The organism is Paracoccus sp. S4493, assembly GCF_000967735.1.
In the GTDB taxonomy this organism is placed as follows: Bacteria; Pseudomonadota; Alphaproteobacteria; order Rhodobacterales; family Rhodobacteraceae; genus Paracoccus; species Paracoccus marcusii.
The window spans coordinates 1-19,320 of the sequence record NZ_JXYF01000051.1 but is presented as its reverse complement, the minus strand read 5'-3'; the positions used below and the strand labels follow the sequence as shown (position 1 = coordinate 19,320).

Genomic DNA, 19,320 nt, shown 5'->3' with positions numbered 1-19,320 from the left:
GGCGAGGGAGGGCCATGCGCGACATCGACCATGTCGACGAGATCGACCGCGTGCTGCAAGGACAGGCGACCGGGCGCGACAGCGTCGTGCAGGCCAGCTGGCGACGCTGCATCGAGCGTTACGGCCTGGACCCGTCCAAGCCCTCTCCGGCGCATATCGTCACCGAGACGGAGCTGCGCAGCCATCGCGAACAGTCCGAACGCCTGATCGCCATCGCACGGTCGGGACTGGGCGCGCTGTTCCGGCAGGTGGCGGGGCAGAACTATGTCCTGCTGCTGGCCGATGCCAAGGGCGTGACGGTGGACTTCTTCGGCGACACGCGGTTCCAGGACGACCTGCGCGCGGCGGGCCTGTATCTGGGGTCGGACTGGTCCGAGCATCTGGCCGGAACCTGCGGCGTCGGGGCCTGCCTTTATACCGGAGAGGCGGTGACGATCCATCAAAGCGACCATTTCGACCTGCATCACACGCCGTTGTCCTGCACCGCGGCGCCGATCTTCGACACCTCGGGTCAGCTGGCGGCGGTGCTGGACGTGTCGCTGCTGCGGTCGCCCCAGCCCAAGGCCAGCCAGAACCTGGCGATGAATTTGGTGCGCACCTCGGCCCGGCGGGTCGAGATGGCGAACCTGATGGCGATGACGCGCAGCGATTGGGTGCTGCGCCTGTCCTCCAGCCCGGAGTTCCTGGAGGTGGACCCCGAGGCCGCGATTGCGCTGGACGGGGCGGGGCGGATCATCGGCCTGACCCATGCGGCCCAGGCCGCGCTATCGCCCGGAACCGCGCTGCTGGGCCAGCGGCTGGACCAGGTGACCGACCTGTCGGTGGACGACCTGCCCGACCTGATGCGCGGCCGCCCGACCGAGGATCGGGTGATCCGCCTGCGCGACGGCCGGGCGCTGTTCGGTCATGCCATCGCGCCCCAAGCTGCCCGCAAGCCGCGCGGCCAGCCGCTGCTTCCCGGCGGGCTGTCCAGCCTTGCCGGTCCCGACCCCGCGATGCAGGCGCTGCTGGAACGTGCCGCGCGCCTGGCGGACAGCGCGGTGCCGCTGCTGATCCGCGGCGAGACCGGCACAGGCAAGGAGCGGCTGGCCCGCGCCATCCACATGTGCCGAAGGGATGCCGCGCCCTTTCACGTCTTCGACTGTGCGGGCTGCGGACAGGGGCAGGCGCCGCTGCCCGCGGACGGGCAAGGCACGCTGTTCCTCAAGGGGGTCGAAGATCTGGACACGGCCGCGCAGGCGGTGCTGCTGCGGTCGCTGGCCGGGTGCAAGCTGCGCGTGATCGCCACGACGCGCTGCGATCTGGGCCAGCACGTGCGCGACGGGCGGTTCCGGGCGGACCTGTTCTTCCGCATCGCGGGGGCCGCGCTGGACCTGCCGCCGCTGCATCTGCGCCAGGATCTGGACTGGCTGCTGGACCGCCTGCTGCGCGCGGCATCCGCCGACGGGCTGCGGCTGTCGGCGCGGGCGCGGGCCGACCTCAAGGCGCGGCGCTGGCCCGGCAACCTGCGCGAGCTGGCGTCCACCCTTCAGGCCGCGGCCCTGCTGGCCGAGGGGCGGGTGATCGACAGCCACGATCTGCCGCCGCCGCTGCTGGAGGCCGCGGCACCCGCCGGGGTGCCGGAGGATGACCTGCAGCAGGTGCTGGCGGCCTGCGGGGGGAACATGGCGCTGGCGGCGCGCAGGCTGGGGGTCAACCGGTCCACGGTCCTGCGCCGGTTGCGCGCCCTGGGGTGATGTTGCGCGCGCGTTGCGCACGCAACGGTGTTGCGCCGCGGCATGCGATTGCCGCGCCGCGGCGGTCGATTTTGCTGTGCGGGACCGGGTGACGGCCTGCACCCTCCGCTTCGGGAGACCGATTTGAGGGAGGAACCATCATGCTGGACACCACAGCCGAACAGCGCGCGCAGGCGGTGCTGGACGATCTGGGCCAGGCGCTGGAGTCGGGCGACATCGACCGCGCCAAGGCGCTGTTCGCAACCGATTGCCACTGGCGCGACCTGGTCAGCTTTACCTGGAACATCCGCACGCTGGAGGGGCCGGACCAGGTGGCCGACATGCTGCGGGCGCAACTAGGCCACATCGCACCGACCGGCTGGCGGGTGGACCCGGCCGAACCCGTGTCTGATGACGACGGTGTCGTCACTGCGTGGTTCAATTTCGAAACCAAGGTCGGGCGCGGCTATGGCCTGGTCCGCCTGCGCGACGGGCGCATCTGGACGCTGCTGACCGCCCTGCAGGAGCTGAAGGGCCATGAGGAGGCCAAGGGCCCGTCCCGCCCGATGGGCGCCAAGCACGGCGCCGGCAAGAACCGCCCCAGCTGGCGCGAGGAGCGCGAGGCCGAGGCGGCCGAGCTGGGATATTCACGCCAGCCCCACACGCTGATCATCGGCGGCGGGCAGGGGGGCATCGCACTTGGTGCGCGGCTGCGGCATCTGGGTGTGCCCGCGATCATCATCGACACCAACGACCGGCCCGGCGACAGCTGGCGGCGCCGCTACAAGTCGCTGTGCCTGCACGACCCGGTCTGGTACGACCATCTGCCCTATCTGAAGTTCCCCGACACCTGGCCCGTCTTTGCCCCCAAGGACAAGATCGGCGACTGGCTGGAGATGTACACGCGGGTGATGGAGCTGAACTACTGGACCCGCAGCACCTGCAGGTCGGCCCGCTATGACGAGGCCAAGGGCGAATGGACGGTCGTGGTGGACCGCGACGGGGAACAGGTCACCCTGCACCCAAAGGAGCTGGTCCTGGCCACCGGCATGTCGGGCAAGGCGAACGTCCCGAACTTTCCCGGCATGGACCGCTTCAAGGGCGAACAGCACCATTCATCCAAGCATCCCGGCCCCGATGCCTATGCCGGCAAGAAGGTCGTGATCGTGGGGTCGAACAATTCGGCCCATGACATCGCCGCGGCGCTTTGGGAACATGACGCCGATGTCACGATGATCCAGCGGTCCTCGACCCATATCGTGAAATCCGACAGCCTGATGGAGATCGGTCTGGGCGCGCTTTACTCCGAGGAGGCCGTCGCGGGCGGCATGACGACGGAAAAGGCCGACCTGATCTTTGCGTCGCTGCCCTACAGGATCATGCACCAGTGGCAGATCCCGCTGTACAACCAGATCCGCGAACGCGACGCCGATTTCTATGCGGGGCTGGAAAAGGCGGGGTTCAAGCTGGACTTCGGCGACGATGACAGCGGCCTGTTCATGAAGTACCTGCGCCGTGGATCGGGATACTACATCGACGTGGGCGCCAGCCAGCTGATCATCGACGGCAAGATCAAGCTGGCCCACGGCCAATTGGTCGAGATCACCGAGAACGGCGTCCTGCTGGACACCGGAGAGGAGTTGCCCGCCGACCTGATCGTCTATGCGACCGGATACGGGTCGATGAACGGGTGGGCCGCAGACCTGATCGGGCAGGACGTGGCCGATAAGGTGGGCAAGGTCTGGGGCCTGGGCTCGGGCACCACCAAGGACCCCGGTCCCTGGGAGGGCGAACAGCGCAACATGTGGAAGCCGACCCAGCAGCCCGGCCTGTGGTTCCATGGCGGCAACCTGCACCAGTCGCGGCATTACTCGCTGTACCTGGCCCTGCAGCTGAAGGCGCGGGCCGAGGGGATCGAGACCCCCGTCCACGGGCTGCAGCCGGTGCATCACCTGTCCTGACCGGCGCCGGCCCGGCACCCCGCCGGGCCGCCTTTTCCCAAGGAGAGACATCATGACCACCGACAACAGGGTGGCGCTGGTCACCGGCGCCGCCAGAGGGATCGGGCTGGCCATCGCACAGCGCCTGTCGCGCGACGGGCTGGCCGTGGCGCTGGCCGATCTGGACCAGGAGGCGCTGGACCGTGCCGCAGCCACCATCGACGGCCCCGTGGCGACGATCCGACTGGACGTCGCCGACCGCGCCGCCGTCATCGACGCCGTCGCCCGCACCGAGGCCGATCTGGGCGGGTTCGACGTGATGATCAACAATGCGGGCATCGCGCAGGTCCAGCCCATCGCCGACATCACCGAGGCCGAGATGGACCGCATCCACGCCGTCAACGTCAAGGGCGTCCTGTGGGGCATCCAGGCCGCCGCCGCGCAGTTCAAGGCCAAGGGGCGGACGGGCAAGATCGTCTCGGCTGCCTCCATCGCGGCGCACGAGGGCTATGCCATGCTGGGCGCCTATTGCGGGACGAAGTTCGCGGTCCGTGCCCTGACCCAGGTGGCGGCCAAGGAGTTCGCGGCCCAGGGCATCACCGTGAACGCCTATTGCCCCGGCGTCGTGGGCACCGACATGTGGACCCAGATCGACGCCCGCTTTGCCGAGGTCACCGGCGCCAAGGTCGGCGAGACCTTCGACGCCTTCGTGGGCGGCATCGCCCTGGGCCGGTCGCAGACTGCCGAGGACGTGGCCCGCCTGGTATCCTATCTGGCCAGCCCCGACAGCGACTACATGACCGGCCAATGCGTCATCATGGACGGCGGCCTGGTCTATCGCTGATCCCCTTTCCCAACGGAGCATCCCATGAAAGCCCTGCGTTTCCACGCCGCCCGCGACCTGCGCATCGAGGAGATCGACGCCCCCGCCGACCCCGCCGCGGGTCAGGTCCTGATCCGCAACACCTTCTGCGGCATCTGCGGCACCGACCTGCACGAATACGCCTATGGCCCGATCTTCGTCCCGAAAGAGCCACATGCCTTCACCGGCGCCCACGGCCCGCAGGTGCTGGGCCACGAATTCGGCGGCGTGGTCGAGGCCGTGGGTGCGGGCGTCACCCACGTCGCCCCCGGCGACCGCGTGTCCGTCCAGCCGCTGATCATGCCCCGGTCGGGCGATTACTATGCCGATCGTGGGCTGTTCCACCTGTCCGACCAGCTGGCCCTGGCGGGTCTGTCTTGGCATTCGGGCGGCATGGCGGAACGGGCACTGCTGAACGACTACAACGTCGTCAGGATCCCCGACGATCTGCCCGACGAGGCCGTGGCCCTGATCGAGCCCGCGGCCGTCGCGGTCTATGCCTGCGACCGGGGCGGGGTCTTTGCCGGGTCGTCCGTTCTGGTGACGGGGGCGGGGCCCATCGGTGTGCTGACGCTGATGGCCGCGCGGGCGGCGGGCGCCGTGCGGCTTTTCGTTTCCGATCCGAACGAGACGCGGCTGGCGCTGGTGCGCGACCTGCTGCCCGACGTGGTCACGCTGAACCCGACCAAGGCGTCGGTCGGCGACGCGGTCCGCGCGGCGACCGAGGGCGGCGTGGGCTGTGACGTGGCGATCGAATGCGTGGGCAACGAGCATGCACTGAAGGCCTGCCTGGACGCGGTGCGCAAGCAGGGGGTGGTCGTGCAGACCGGCTTGCATCCGCATGACAACCCGCTGGACTGGTTCGCGGTCACCTTCAAGGATGTCGACCTGCGGGGCAGCTGGGCCTATCCCACGCATTACTGGCCGCGCGTGGCGGGCATGATCGCGTCCGGCGCGCTTCCCGCCGCCAAGGTCGTGACACGGCGGATCGGCCTGAACGAGGCGATCACCGAAGGGTTCGACCGGCTTCTGGACCCGGCCGGCACGCAGCTGAAGATCCTGATCGACCTGTCGCGCTGATCCGACCCGGACGCGCTGTCGTCCATCCACGGGGCCCGCGCCTGCGGGCCTTGCCAACCGGCGCCAAGGGCAGGGCGCTGTCCAAGCGAATTGGCGTGCTATCGCTCAAGGACCTGTGCGTGGCCCCAAGTCCGCTAATCACGCCGATCGGATCGGACGTCACGGTCGGCTGGCTTCGCTAGACGAGGAGGTGCAGACCGCCGGCCTAAGGGCAAGCCGGCGCGTCCCCAACCAGGTTCGATCCCGACGATCGTCAGGCCAGGGATACGGCGGGTGCGGGCGTGAACGCGCTGACAAAGGCCGCGACGGCAGCGTCGCTGTCGCCTTGCGCGAACGCCTCCATCCCGACGGGCCCGTCATAGCCCATCCGCACCAGCGCGGTCGCGATCGCGGCAAAGCCGATCTCTCCGGTGCCGGGTTCGAAGCGGCCCGGATTGTCCGCGACCTGGATCTCTCCGATCCAGGGCAGGCAGCGTTCGCACCAGCGGATCAGGTCGCCCTCTCCGATCTGGGTGTGATACAGATCCAGGTTGATGCGCAGCTGGGGCCGGTCGATGGACGAGACCAGCGCAAGCACGTCGCCCGTCGATGCGAACGGGCAGCCCGGATGATCGCGCTGGTTCAGGTTCTCCAGCGTGAAGACGACGCCCTCCCGTTCGGCAAGATCGCAGATGCGGTTCAACGTGTCGCGCGCCTGCAGCCACATCGCGCCGCTGACGACCTCGTGCGGGGACAGGGGGATGCCGTGATCGCCCAGGCCCGTCCCGTGCAGGTTCAGCCGCGCCACGCCAAGCCGCTTGCCGACCTCTATCGCCTCCCTGGCCGATGCCAGCAGCATCATTGCCCCTTCTGCATCCGCAAGACGGCCGCGCAGATAGCCGTTCATGATGGTATAGCGCGCCCCGACCCGGGCCAGCTTGTCCAGGTCGTGGCTGTCCCAGTTCCACAGACCGACGCCCAGCCCCATCTCTGTCAGGCGTGCGGCGCGCCATTCCATGGGCCGGTCCGGCCACAGCATCTCGGCACAGGCAGCCAGCTGAAAGGGGCGGGGGCGCGGATCAACGCTGCGGGGGGCGGTCATCCGACCTGCTCCATTTCGGGGGCAGGGACGAAACGCCAGTTGCGGCGGGGCCCGGCCATGACATTCAGGTAATACAGCTCGAACCCGTGGGGGGCGCCGCAGGGATGGTGGCCGCGGGGGACCAGGACGACGTCGTGGTCGCGCACCGCCATCACTTCGTCCAGGCTGCCGTCGTCGGTATAGACCCGCTGCACCGCCCAGCCCTGGGCGGGCTTCAGGCGGTGGTAATAGGTCTCCTCCAGATAGGTGATGCGGGGGAAATCGTCCTCGTCGTGACGGTGGCTGGGATAGGACGACCAGTTGCCGGCGGGGGTAAAGACCTCAGTGACCAGCAGGCTGTCGCACCAGTCCTCGGCCTCCATGGCGATGTTGTTGATCCAGCGGGTGTTGCTGCCCTCGCCCCGCTGCGTCAGCGTGATGCCGTCCGGCCCGATCCGCCGTGCCGCGTGTCTGCCATGACCGGGCGCGGAACAGACCGCGATGACGCAGTCGGTCACCGCCTCGGCCGTCCAGTCTTGTCCGTTCGGGACATAAAGGCAATGCGGCGGCGTCCTCTCGAAGACATCCATCCGGTCGCCCAGGACGCCCCAGTCCTGCCCCGCGGCCCGAACGGACGCGCGGCCCTCGACCATCACCACGATCACCTCGCGCGCCTGCGTCGCCTCCGCTACGCGCTCTCCGGCACGCAGACGGTGCAGGGCAAAGCCGACATAGCGCCACCCGGCGCTCTCCGGCGTGATGCGATGCACCTCGCCATGCGTCCCGAACGGCCGCCTCAACAGGTCCGCCATCTTTGCCTCCTTCTGCGTCCGCATCCGCTTCTTCTTTGTCCAAAAACCCCCGGGGAATCCCGGAACGGGATGGGGGCTGGCCCCCTCAGCCGCGCCCCGCGGCGCTGTCGCCCCGGTCCAGCCCGGCCTCCGCCGCGGCCGCCCGCAGCGCCCTCAGCCCCATCGCCTGATAGTGCAGCGGGTCGCGCTGGACGGGGTCTTGCTCAGCCTCGATCACCAGCCAGCCGTCGTAATCCGCCTCGGCCAGGATGCGCAGCAACGGCACGAAGTCGATCGCCCCCTCGGGGTCGCCCGGCACGGTGAAGGCCCCCGCCATCACCGCCTGCAGAAAGGACAGCCCTTCCGCCCGCACGCGCTCGGTCAGCGGGCGGCGGATGTTCTTGGCATGGAAATGCGCGACGCGGGGGGCGTGACGGCGCAGCACCGCCTCGGGGTCGCCACCGCCGAAGGTGCAGTGGCCGGCATCGAACAAAAGGTGCGTCGCGGGACCGGTCGCGGCCATGAAGGCGTCGATCTCCTCGGGGCTCTCGACAACGGTGCCCATGTGATGGTGATAGGCCAGCGTGACGCCCTCGCCGGCCAGATAGGCGGCAAAGGCCTCGATCCGTGCGCCGAACGCCGCCATCTCCTCGGCACTCAGCCGGGGGCGGTCATTCACCGCGACATCGGCGCGTCCATGCACCGTGTTCGAGCATTCGCAGACGATGCAGACGCGGCAGCCGTTCGCCTTCAGCTTGGCCAGATGCGGCTGGACGGCGGCGATCTCGTCCTCGACCGAACGCGTCAGCAGTTCGGTCGAATACCACCCCGAGATAAAGCGCAGCCCGTATTCCGCCAGCAGCGATTTCAGCGCCTGCGGATCGTCCGGCCAGCGGTGACCGTTCTCGATCCCGTCAAAGCCGATCTCGGGGCCCGCCTGGCGCAGGATCTGCTCGGTCGGGATATGGGCGCCGATGGACGTGTCGTCGTCATTCGCCCAGGCAATGGGGTTGGTGCCATAGAGGATCATGGTCCTGCCTTCAGTTGATCGTGGCCTGATGCGCGATCTGTTCCAGATAGCGCGCATAGGCCTGTTTCAGCGTCTCCGTGCCCCCGACCGCCGGGACCGCCACGTCCCAGAACTGGCCCGCGCCCTCCAGCCCGTCGCCAGGGCCGGGCCGGGCGGTGGTCTCGATGACGATGACGGTGGGAATGTCGCGACCGCGCGCGGCCGCGATCTGATCCTGCAGATCGGCCAGATCGCGCGCCCTGACCGCATGGGCCCCCATGCTGGCCGCATGGGCGACATAGTCGATCTGCGGCTGCGCCTCGACCCGGCAATCGGCGTACAGGTTGTTGAACGCCGCCCCGCCCGTATGCGCCTGCAGGCGGTTGATGCAGCCATAGCCGCGATTGTCGGTCAGGATCACCGTGAAGGGCACGCGCCGCATGACCGCCGTGGCCAGCTCGCTGTTGGCCATCATGTAGCTGCCGTCGCCGACGAAACACAGCACCTCGCGTGCGGGGCGGGCCAGCTTCAGGCCCATCGCCCCGGCGATCTCGTAGCCCATGCAGGAATAGCCGTATTCCATGTGATACCCGTGGCGGCTGGCTTGCCACAGCAGCTTCAGCGCGCCGGGCATGGTGCCGGCGGCGCACATGGCGATGCCGTCGGGCGCGGCCGCCTGCACGGCGCCGATCACCTGCGCGTCGGTCGGCAGCCCGTCGGCCGGCCTGCTGCAATGGGCATCGACCGCCGCCAGCCAGCCGGCACGCGCCTGCGGATCGGCGGAATCAAAGCGCAGATCGCCCAGCTCGGCGGACAGCGCCTGCAGCGCCACGCGCGCATCGGCCACCAGGCCGACCCCGCCCTGCTTGGCCGCGTCATGGGCCGCGACGTTGATCCCCAGCAGCCGCGCCTGCGGGAACAGGGTGCGCGAACCCGTGGTGAAATCCTGCAGGCGCGTGCCCACCGCGACGACCAGGTCCGCGGCGCGGAGCGCCGCATTCGCCGCGGCCGAACCGTCGACCCCGGCGGCGCCGAAATTCATCGGATGATCCTGCGCCAGGGCCGACTTGCCGGCCTGCGTCTCGACCACCGGGATGTTGAACCGGGTAGCAAAGGCGTCCAGCGCATCCTCGGCGCCGGAATAGATCACGCCGCCGCCGCAGATTACCACCGGTGCCTCGGCCGCACGGATCATCGCCGCCGCATCGGCAAGCTCGGCCGCGTCGGGCGCGGGGCGCCGGATGCGCCAGACGCGGGGCGCAAAGAACGCCTCGGGCCAGTCATGGGCCTCGGCCTGCACGTCCTGGCAGAAGGCCAGGCAGACCGGGCCGCAGTCGACCGGATCAGTCATCACCTGCAACGCGCGGGGCAGGGCGGTCAGCAGGTGCTCGGGCCGGGTGATGCGGTCGAAATAGCGCACGACCGGGCGAAAGCAGTCATTCGCGCTGATCGTGCCGTCGCCGAAATCCTCGACCTGCTGCAGCACCGGGTCGGGGCGGCGCGAGGCATAGACGTCGCCCGGGATCAGCAGCAGCGGCAGGCGGTTCACATGCGCCAGGGCGGCAGCGGTCACCAGGTTCGTGGCCCCCGGCCCGATCGAGGCCGTCACCGCCTGCGCCCGCCGACGGGCATGGCCCTTGGCAAAGGCGATGGCGGCATGGGCCATGGTCTGTTCGTTCTGGCCGCGCCAAGTCGGAAGATCGTCGCCGATCCCGTGCAGCGCCTCACCAAGGCCGGCCACGTTGCCATGCCCGAAAATCGCCCAGACACCGTCGATGAACCGCTCTCCGTTCTCGGTCATCTGCACCGAAAGCCAGCGTACCATCGCCTGCGCCGCCGTCAATCGAACCGTCTGCTGCATTCGCCCACCCTTGCCTTCCATGTTGTCCAACGCCGCCGCGTCCCGCACGCTCATGCCGCCACCCTCGCGGCGGCTCGGGCCTGGTCCCAGACCTCGCACAGCCGCCGATAGCGGGCGGCCATCTCTGTAACGGCCGCCGCGTCGTCGATGCGCCCCGCGAACCAGTCACGCGCCACTTGGCCAAAGATCGTCCGCCCGACCGCAAATCCGCGTACCAGGTCAAAGCCCGCCGCGATCCTGAAGCTTGCCGCCAACTCGGCCTCGGGCGCGTCCAGGCCCAGGACCACGATGCCGCGGGTGTGGCGGTCATGCGCCTCGATCGCGTCGATGGCCTTGGCCCAGGCCGCTTGGCTGGTCAGGGGTTCCAGCTTCCACCAATCGGGATAGATACCCGCCGCATAGAATTGTGCAATCAGCGTCGCGGTCGTCGCGTCATCGACCGGCCCGACCTTCGACGGAATGATTTCCAGCAGGAACTCCAGCCCGTTGCGACGCGCCGCGGCGTACAGCCGACCGACCGTCGCCTCCTGCTCGGCCCGCAGGGCGGCATCGTCATCGGGATGGCAGAAGCACAGCACCTTGACGACGTTCTCGCGCGCCCATTCGCCCAGGCCCCCGCAATCCGGGCCCAGTTCCGGCTCCAGCGTCAGCGGGCGCGAGCCCGGCCATTCGGCGGGCCGCCCGATCCAGAGGCCGGTGCCCGAGGCCGCATGCAGCGCCGCGCGCCCGATGCGACCGTCGCACAGGATGCCATAGCCGCCTTGGCCATCCTGCACTTGCAGCGCCGCGTCAAGGCAGAGCCGCTTGAAGGCGCCGCCCCCGGCGGGGGTGTATCCGTCCATCTCCTCCAGCTGCATCCGGTGGTCGAAGGCAAACACGCGCATCGTGGACCAGTCGCCGCCCATCCGCCCCTGGCGGTTCGTGGCCCAGTGGATCTGCTCCAGTGCCGCATCGTTCCGCAGATCGGGCCGCGTCACCCCGCGCTCAAGGAAAAATCGCAGCTCCTCCAGACTGGGATAGGCGGGGGTACAGCCGTGGCGGCTGACCGCGAAGGCGCCGCAGGCATTGGCGTATTCCAACGCGCGGGGCCAGCTTTCGCCGTCCAGCCATCCCTTCAGCAGGCCCGAAAAGAACCCGTCGCCCGCGCCTAGCACGTTGAAGACCTCGATCGGGAAGCCCGGTCCCGCCTCTCCGTCATCCAGACTGTCGGGGACCTCGCCGGTGAAGGCCACCGCCCCCTTGGCGCCGCGCTTGCAGACCAGCGTCGCGTCCGACACCGCGCGGACCGCGCGCAGCGCCGCAAGCGTGTCGGTCGTGCCGCCGGCGATGTGGAACTCCTCCTCGGTGCCGACGATCAGGTCGAACAGGTGCAGGGTCGCCGCCAGCTTGGTCGTCACGGCGGCGCTTTCGACAAAGCGGCTCTCGCCCTCGCCGTGCCCCGCCACGCCCCACAGGTTCGGGCGATAGTCGATGTCCAGCGCGGTCCTTGCGCCATGGGCCTGCGCCATGTCCAGCGCGCGCATCACCGCGGCCTCGGTCCTGGGGTTCGACAGGTGGGTTCCGGTCGCCAGCACGCAGCGGGCCTGGGCGATGAGGTCCTCGTCGATGTCCTCCTCGGACAGCGCCATGTCGGCGCAGTTCTCGCGATAGAAGATCAGCGGAAAGCTGTCCTCGTCGCGGATGCCCAGGATCACCAGCGCGGTCAGCCGCGCGGGGTCGGTCGCCACGCCGCGCACATCGACCCCCTCGCGGATCAGCTGCTCGCGGATGAAACGGCCCATATGCTCGTCGCCCACGCGCGTGATGACCGCCGACCGCAGCCCCAACCGCGCCGTCCCGCAGGCGATGTTGGTTGGCGAGCCGCCGATATACTTGGCAAAGGACCCCATGTCCTCCAGCCGCCCGCCGACCTGCTGGCCATAGAGATCGACCGAGGACCGGCCGATGGTGATCACGTCAAGCGTCTTCATGCGCAGTCTCCAGCGTCACCGGGCGACCGTTGCTGGTCGCCATGGCGTGTATGATGCGTTCGATGGTCAGACCCGCCGCAAAGTCGGGCCCGCAGGGCGCGCCGCCGCCAATCGCGCGGATCAGGTCGCGGCATTCCACGACCTTCTGTTCGTTGAAGCCGAACCCATGGCCGGGCGCGGGGCAGAAGGCCGCGAAATCGGGCTGCTCCGGCCCGGTCAGATGGCGGGTGAAGCCCGCATCGCCCGCCCGGTGGACCCACAGCTCGTTCATGTTCTCCTGGTCGAAGACCAGCGTGCCGTTTGATCCGTGGATCTCCCATTGCAGGCGGCATTTGCGGCCACGCGCCACGCGGGACGTGGCGAACGACCCCTGCGCGCCGCTGGCAAAGCGGATCAGCGCCAGGGCGCTGTCCTCGTTCTCGACCGCGCGGGGGCCTTCGGGGGATGGGCGCGTCGGCACGGCGATCTGGGTCATGGCGGTCAGTTCCGCCACCGGACCCATCAGCGCGACCATGACGCTGACCAGATGGCAGCCCAGATCGCCAAGCGCGCCCAGACCGCCCCCCTGATGCGTCATGCGCCAGGACCAGGGCAGGGTGGGGTCGGCCGAATAGTCCTCGTCATAGACGCCGCGGAAGGCCAATGGCTGTCCGATCACCCCATCCGCCACCAACGCGCGCGCCGCCTGAAAGGCCGGGCCGCGCAGATAGTTGTAGCCCAGCAGCGTCACCTGATCCGGATGCGCGGCGGCCAGATCGGCCATGGCCTGCGCATCCTTCAGCGTCAGGGCCATGGGCTTTTCCAGCCAGACATGCTTGCCCGCGCGCAGGGCCGCCTCCGCCATCGGGCGGTGCAGGCCGTTGGGCGTGGTGATGCTGACGACATCCACCGACGGGTCTGCGGCGGCGGCCTGCCAGTCGCCCGTGGCTCGGGCAAAGCCCCATGCGCGGGCAAGGTCGTCGGGGGCCGCCGCATCGGCCAGAACCTCCAGCCGGGGTGGCGTGCCGCCGAAGGCGGTCGCCACGTTGCGCCAGGCCATCGCATGGCACTTGCCCATGAAGCCGGTGCCGATCAGCGCGACGCCCAGGGACATCAGACCGTCCCTCCCAGGCTGCCTTCCAGCGTGGCCAGCTCCTGCCCGCCGGCCATCAGGTCCTGCAGTTCGGCGGCGTCGATCTGGCCCTTGTCAGCGGTCCCCAAGGTCTGGCCGCGATTCAGCACCGTGAAGCGGTCGCCCACCGCCAGCGCGTGGCGCACGTTGTGGCTGATGAAGACCACGCCCACCCCCTGCGCCCGGACCCGCGCAATGGTCGCCAGCACGTTCGAGGTCTGGCGCACGCCAAGCGCGCTGGTCGGCTCGTCCAGGATCAGCACCTTGGCGCCGAAATGGACGGCCCGCGCGATGGCGACCGTCTGGCGTTCCCCGCCCGACAGGGTGCCCACCGCCTGATCGGGCGCACGCAGGTTGATGCCCATCTGGCGCATCTTCTCCATCGTGATGCGGTTCGCGGTCTCCAGGTCGAACCGCTTGATGAAGCGGCCCTTCGTGGGTTCGCGCCCCATGAAGAAGTTGCGCGTGACGCTCATCAGCGGGATCATGGCCAGGTCCTGGAATACGGTGGCGATGCCCGCCTCCATCGCGTCGCGGGGGCTGTCGAACTGCATCGGACGGCCTTCGAAGGTGATCGTGCCCTCGGTCGGCTTGTGGACGCCCGACATGGTCTTGATGAACGTCGACTTCCCCGCGCCGTTGTCTCCCAGAAGGCAGTGGCATTCGCCGGGCCGTACGTCGAAGGTGACGCCGTTCAGGGCGATCACGTTGCCGAAGCGCTTCTTGATGCCCTGCATGTGGATGATCGGATCGGACATCAGCGTTCCCCCGTCACGCGCTTGCGGATGGCGTTGTTGAAGACCACGGCCAGCAGCAGCATCGCCCCCAGGAAGACCTGGAACCAGTCCTGGTCGAAGCCGGTATAGGTCAGCCCGATCGTGACCATGCCGAAGATGATCGCCCCGAAGAACGCCCCGATGGCAGAGCCATAGCCCCCCGTCAGCAGGCAGCCCCCGATGACGGCGGCGATGATCGCCTCGAATTCCTTCATGAAGCCGCGGCGCGCGTCGGTCGATCCGGTGTCGATCACGGTGACGATGGCGACCAGCGTCGCAGCCAGGGCGGTCAGGATGAACAGCGTGATCTTGACCCGGCGCACCGGCACGCCGGAATTGGAGGCCGCGGTCTTGTCGCCGCCGGTGGCGAAGATCCAGTTCCCCGCCGCCGTGCGCAGCAGTACGAAGGTCGCCAGCCCCGCCACGCCCAGGAACCACAGGATCTCGACCGGGATGCCGGGGACCGAGGGTGCGCCGTTGTTCAGCGTCGCGATGATCCCCTGATCGCCCAGCCAGCGGAACAGGCCCGGAAAGGCGTCGCCCGAGAAGATCGGCGTCAGCCAGTCGCCCGCCACCGCCTCGCGCACGCCGCGCAGCTGGGTCGAGCCGTTGGTGAAGAGCTTCAGTCCCACCAGCGACGCGCCGCGCAGGATGAACAAGAAAGCCAGCGTCACGATGAAGCTGGGCAGCCCGGTGCGCAGCACGATGGCCCCGTTCACCGCGCCGGTCGCGGCCGCGAAGGCCATCGTCAGCGGGATCGCGAGGATCAGCGGCAGGCCCAGATTGACGACCAGCACGCCGAAGATCATCCCCGCGAAGGCCACCATCGAGCCGATCGACAGGTCGAATTCGCCCCCGATCATCAGCAGGGCGGCGGCGATGCCCAGGATGCCCAGCTGAGCCGCGGGCGTCAGGAAGTTCATGATGCCCGCCAGCGTGAACATCGACGGGCTGGCGGTGGTCAGAAAGAAGATCGTCACCAGGATCAGGCCGCCGATGGCCCCCAGTTCGGGGCGCTTCATCAGGCGCGTCATCATGGATTCCGTGGCGATCCGTTCGTCTTGCGATGCGATCTCGGTCATCGGGGGTCCCCCTGCTGGCAAAGCGGGGCGGGCGCGGATGGCGCGCCCGCCGATAGGCTTAGCGGATGCCCTGGGCGGACAGCTCGATCACCTGGGCGGCGCTGTCCTGGGTCACCAGGTTCGGCCCCGAGGGCACGTCACCGCCCGGCATCAGGCCGTACTGGGCATTCAGCGCCAGGAAGGCGACCGGCAGGTAACCCTGCAGGAACTGCTGCTGGTCGATGGCGAAGGCGGCCTTGCCGTCGGCCACCGCCTGCAGGAAGCCCGCCGACAGATCGAAGCTGGCGATCATCACGTCGTCGCGGCCAAGCGCCTCCGCGGCGGCGACGGCGGGCTCTCCGACCAAGCTGGCGCCCAGGCCCAGGACCTTGTCGACCTCGGGGTCGGATTCCAGCGCGGCGCGGACCTTGGACTGCACCTCGGTCGGGTCGTTGGCCGTGGGCACGACCGTCACCGGATGGCCGAAGCCCTCGGCAAAGCCGTCGCAGCGCTGGTCCAGACTGACGTTGCCGACCTCCTGGTTGACGCAGATGCCCTTGGTCCCGCCCATTTCGGCCAGCCGCTGCCCCGCGGCCACGCCGGCGTCGTATTCCGACTGTCCCACATGCAGCAGCGCGCCCAGATCGGCCGCCACGTCCGAGCCGGAGTTCATCGAGATCACCGGGATGCCCGCCTCGACCGCACGCTGGATCGAGGGCCCAAGCGCATCGGCATCGGGGATCGACACGACCAGCCCGTCGGGCTGCTGGTTCACGGCGGCATCGATCAGCTGGCCCATGGCGACCATGTCAAAGACCTCGGGCGACCGGAAATCGACCGTCGCACCGGTATGTTCGCCCGCCTTGGCGGCACCGTTCTTGACGACCGACCAGAAGGGGTCGTTGGCCTGGCCATGGGCCACCACGATGATGTTCTGCGCCATCGCGGGCGCGGCAAGGGTCAGCACTGCCGCCACGGCGGCCGAGGCTGTCAGTTTGGTCATGTCTTTCCTCCCTGTTGATCGTTCGAAGGGACGCAGGCGACCCCCCGTCATTCCCGGCATCTCCCCTGCCGGATCGCTTGAAGGCCCGTCGCGCCGTCCTCGCGGTCGCGGCGGGCCCGGAACTGTCAGCCCTGAAGGGGGACGGTCTCTCCGGTCCGGGCGGCGCGGGTGGCAGCCTCGGCCAGGGCCAGCGCGGCGATACCGTCGGCAAGCGTCACCGATTGCGGCCGTCCGTCCAGGACCGCGCCGACGAAGGCGTCCCATTCCGCGGCATAGGCGGGCATGTAGCGTTCCAAAAAGAAATAGGTGGGCTTTCCCGACACCACCCCGTCCACCGTCGAACGGACGACCGTGTTCTCCAGCATGTTCCCGGCCTGCAGCAGACCCGTCGAGCCCAGCAGCTCGACCCGCTGGTCGTATCCATAGACGGCCCGGCGGCTGTTCTTGATGACCGCGATGCGCCCGTCGCCATAGCGCAGCGTCACGACCGCGGTGTCCACGTCGCCCGCCGCGCCGATGCGGGGGTCGACGATGCTGCTGCCCACCGCGCTGACGGATACGGGGGCATCGCCCATCAGGAAATTGGCCATGTCGAAGTCATGGATCATCATGTCGCGGAACAGCCCGCCGGACACCTTGATGTAATCGACCGGCGGCGGCGCCGGATCGAAGGAGGTGATCGACAGTAGTTCCGGCTTGCCGATGTCGCCCTTCAGCAGCGACGCCTTGAGCGCCGCGAAATTCGGGTCAAATCGGCGGTTGAAACCGATCATCACGGTTGTCGCCCGGTCCGCCACGGCCTCCAGGCAGCGCTGCGCCCGGTCCAGCGACAGATCCACGGGCTTTTCGCACAGCACGGCCTTGCCCGACCGGGCCGCAGCCTCGATCAAATCCGAATGCGTGTCGGTCGAGGTCGCGATCAGCACGGCGTCGATCCCGGGATCGTTCAGGATCGCGTCGGAGCTGCGAGCCTCGGCGCCATGCGCGGCGGCAAGGGTGCCGGCGGCCTCTGCGTGGATGTCCGACACCGCCACCAGAGTGGAGCGGGGATGGCCCGCGATGTTCACCGCGTGAACCTGTCCGATCCTGCCGGCACCCAGCAAACCAACCTTCAGCATCCGAATCCCCCCATCGCGTTCGCGGCCTCTCCCTGCCGCTGCGTCATCATGGGTACACTGATTGCACGCGCGTGCAAGCATTTTTTGCACGCGCGTGCTTTTCTTGCTGTGGTGGCCTTTTGGCTGCCGTATAGCTATCGACAGGACAGGCCACCGATCATGACAGGAGCCAGCCATGAGCAAGCCCGACCGGTTCGACAGCGTGACCGCGGACGATGTCGCGATCGCCGCCGGCGTGTCGCGTTGGACGGTCAACCGCGCCTTCAAGAAGGACGCCTCGATCTCGGCCAAAAGCCGAGAGAAGGTGATGTCCGCCGCGCAGGCGCTTGGCTATATCCCCGATCTCAGCGCGTCGGCCCTGGCATCGACGCGGTCGAACCTTGTGGCGCTGCTGGTCGATGACTTTGCCAACCCGCACAAGCTGGTGATGATGGATTGCCTGACCCGGGCGCTGCGGGGACGGGGCCTGGACACGCTGCTGGTCAACACGCTTGACCGCGAGGACACGACCCCGGCGCTGATCAACGCCAGCCAGCGGCGGGTGGACGCCACGATCCTGATTGGCATCCAGTTCGACGACGACGTGCTAGCTGCGGCCCATCGGGCGCATCGCTTCAAGAAGCTGATCATCTTTGCCCGGACCTCCCGCAACCCCGACACGATCTCCATTGCCGTGGACGACGAGATCGCGACCAAGGAGATTGCGCATTACGTGATTGCCAAGGGATATCGCCGCCCGCTGTATGTCGCCGGGCCCAACACGGCGTCGGCGCATCTGTTGCGCAAGGAGACCTTCGCCCTGGTCTGGCAGGACTGGTTCGGCCACGCCCCTGAGACGGTTTCGGTGCCGCGCTATGATCCCATCCTGTCGGCCGAGATCGCGTTCCGGACATTGCACGGCCGCAAGGGCGTCGATCTGCCCGACGTGATCGTCTGCGAGAACGATGCCCTGGCCTTGGGTGCCATCGACACGATCCGCTACAGGCTGGGACTGCGCGTACCCCAGGACATCGCGGTGGTCGGCTTCGACGACGTACCGCAGGCCGCCAGCCCGCACTATCAGTTGACCACATACCGCCAGCCGCTTGCCGAGATGGCCGGTTACCTTGTCGACGTCCTGGAAAGCGCCGATTCAAGGAACCTGGACCGCAAGTTCACCGGCGAATTGGTCATCCGGCACAGCGCCTGAGATGGCATGAAGGCAGGCATACTGGCGAGACAGTCGAATTGGTCCGGATACCTGGCGTCGGTGATCGGCACAGATGATCGTGCAAAACCGCTGTGATCCGCAGACGTCGCTGCTGACCGGACTTGCCATACCGTTCTAACGGATACGCCGTTCGTTCAAGGCGCGCCGAAAATGTGGATTGCTGGCGACGGCGACCTGGTACGTCAGGCTGGTCTTGCCACCGGGGAAAGGGTACCTAAGAGCATGATTTCTGCGTATTAGGGCAGGGGGCCGGGTATCCGACCAACCTAACGGCTGCCGGATGACGGTCGCACTTGGCCTTTACGTCGAAGCAATGCTTGCGTCCCTTGCTCGCTTGCACAAAAAAATCAGTTCCATCGCGGTACAAACGACATGGACAGATGCAGCGCTTGGATCGACATGGCCAAAGAAGCGTACGGCTAGCTTGGCCCAGCTGCCGTGCCGGTCTTCGACCTGCGCTGTGCGGGGGTGCACCACCCGAGCAGCCACTGCCGTGCCGTCCAGTGCGGACCGTAGACCCCCGGTATGGGACAGGGCGGGGTTGGTTTGACGCTATCGCTCAGCGTCGCTTGGCGTAGTGGCTCGGCATCATGCGTCAGGATCCGCTTGCCGGTCGCTGCCATGAGAGTTAGGCCATCTGTTGTCACCAAATTAAAATGTCGCGTGTTCCGCCATTTAGAAATGTCGCTGCCGGTGCGGATGGGCGCTGAGCCGGCCCCGGCCCGCTCTCTCGATTAAGGGCCGTAGGGGCGG

At 68.3% G+C, this 19,320-nt stretch carries 15 protein-coding genes; 5 read left to right on the top strand and 10 right to left on the bottom strand.

The window, feature by feature from the left end; genetic code table 11:
• The first annotated feature begins 14 nt into the window (after positions 1-14).
• From TW83_RS09370 to TW83_RS09355, 4 genes are all read left to right on the top strand, one after another.
• The gene (locus tag TW83_RS09370) at positions 15-1,736 is read left to right on the top strand and encodes a sigma-54-dependent Fis family transcriptional regulator (protein WP_045982510.1); all 1,722 of its coding nucleotides are present in this window, start codon (positions 15-17) and stop codon (positions 1,734-1,736) included.
• Between the two features lie 140 nt (positions 1,737-1,876).
• Complete coding sequence (locus tag TW83_RS09365; protein ID WP_045982509.1) at positions 1,877-3,676, top strand: NAD(P)/FAD-dependent oxidoreductase; 1,800 nt, start codon at positions 1,877-1,879, stop codon at positions 3,674-3,676.
• A 52-nt stretch (positions 3,677-3,728) separates the two neighbouring features.
• Positions 3,729-4,499 (top strand): acetoin reductase, encoded by a 771-nt coding sequence (locus TW83_RS09360; protein ID WP_045982508.1) that lies wholly within the window; start codon positions 3,729-3,731, stop codon positions 4,497-4,499.
• Positions 4,500-4,523: 24 nt separating this feature from the next.
• Entirely contained in the window at positions 4,524-5,597 is a 1,074-nt protein-coding gene (locus TW83_RS09355; RefSeq protein WP_045982507.1) for a 2,3-butanediol dehydrogenase, read from the top strand.
• A gap of 253 nt (positions 5,598-5,850) precedes the next feature.
• Here the strand turns inward: TW83_RS09355 and TW83_RS09350 are convergent, their stop codons facing one another.
• From TW83_RS09350 to iolG, 10 genes are all read right to left on the bottom strand, one after another.
• Positions 5,851-6,678 (bottom strand): TIM barrel protein, encoded by an 828-nt coding sequence (locus TW83_RS09350; RefSeq protein WP_045982506.1) that lies wholly within the window; start codon positions 6,676-6,678, stop codon positions 5,851-5,853.
• On the bottom strand, positions 6,675-7,469 hold the full coding sequence (gene iolB, locus TW83_RS09345) for a 5-deoxy-glucuronate isomerase (RefSeq protein WP_045982528.1): 795 nt from the start codon (positions 7,467-7,469) through the stop codon (positions 6,675-6,677). Before iolB ends, TW83_RS09350 begins: the two co-directional genes overlap by 4 nt.
• Positions 7,470-7,554: 85 nt before the next feature.
• Complete coding sequence (iolE, locus tag TW83_RS09340; RefSeq protein WP_045982505.1) at positions 7,555-8,478, bottom strand: myo-inosose-2 dehydratase; 924 nt, start codon at positions 8,476-8,478, stop codon at positions 7,555-7,557.
• Between the two features lie 10 nt (positions 8,479-8,488).
• Positions 8,489-10,318, bottom strand: a complete 1,830-nt coding sequence (gene iolD / locus TW83_RS09335; protein WP_045982504.1) for a 3D-(3,5/4)-trihydroxycyclohexane-1,2-dione acylhydrolase (decyclizing) — start codon at positions 10,316-10,318, stop codon at positions 8,489-8,491.
• A 50-nt stretch (positions 10,319-10,368) separates the two neighbouring features.
• On the bottom strand, positions 10,369-12,288 hold the full coding sequence (gene iolC / locus TW83_RS09330; RefSeq protein ID WP_045982503.1) for a 5-dehydro-2-deoxygluconokinase: 1,920 nt from the start codon (positions 12,286-12,288) through the stop codon (positions 10,369-10,371).
• Positions 12,275-13,381: a Gfo/Idh/MocA family oxidoreductase gene (locus TW83_RS09325; protein WP_045982502.1), complete on the bottom strand. Its 1,107-nt coding sequence runs from the start codon at positions 13,379-13,381 to the stop codon at positions 12,275-12,277. Before TW83_RS09325 ends, iolC begins: the two co-directional genes overlap by 14 nt.
• Entirely contained in the window at positions 13,381-14,157 is a 777-nt protein-coding gene (locus TW83_RS09320; protein WP_045982501.1) for an ATP-binding cassette domain-containing protein, read from the bottom strand. The genes TW83_RS09325 and TW83_RS09320 overlap by 1 nt, the downstream gene beginning before the upstream one ends.
• Positions 14,157-15,257 (bottom strand): ABC transporter permease, encoded by a 1,101-nt coding sequence (locus tag TW83_RS09315; RefSeq protein ID WP_045982500.1) that lies wholly within the window; start codon positions 15,255-15,257, stop codon positions 14,157-14,159. Before TW83_RS09315 ends, TW83_RS09320 begins: the two co-directional genes overlap by 1 nt.
• 58 nt (positions 15,258-15,315) lie before the next feature.
• Positions 15,316-16,239 (bottom strand): sugar ABC transporter substrate-binding protein, encoded by a 924-nt coding sequence (locus tag TW83_RS09310; RefSeq protein WP_045982499.1) that lies wholly within the window; start codon positions 16,237-16,239, stop codon positions 15,316-15,318.
• Between the two features lie 125 nt (positions 16,240-16,364).
• Positions 16,365-17,357, bottom strand: coding sequence for an inositol 2-dehydrogenase (iolG, locus tag TW83_RS09305; RefSeq protein ID WP_045982498.1), 993 nt, complete (start codon positions 17,355-17,357; stop codon positions 16,365-16,367).
• 175 nt (positions 17,358-17,532) lie between these two features.
• Here iolG and TW83_RS09300 point away from each other — a divergent pair, with 175 nt between their 5' ends.
• The gene (locus TW83_RS09300) at positions 17,533-18,546 is read left to right on the top strand and encodes a LacI family DNA-binding transcriptional regulator (protein WP_045982497.1); all 1,014 of its coding nucleotides are present in this window, start codon (positions 17,533-17,535) and stop codon (positions 18,544-18,546) included.
• Positions 18,547-19,320 lie beyond the last annotated feature (774 nt).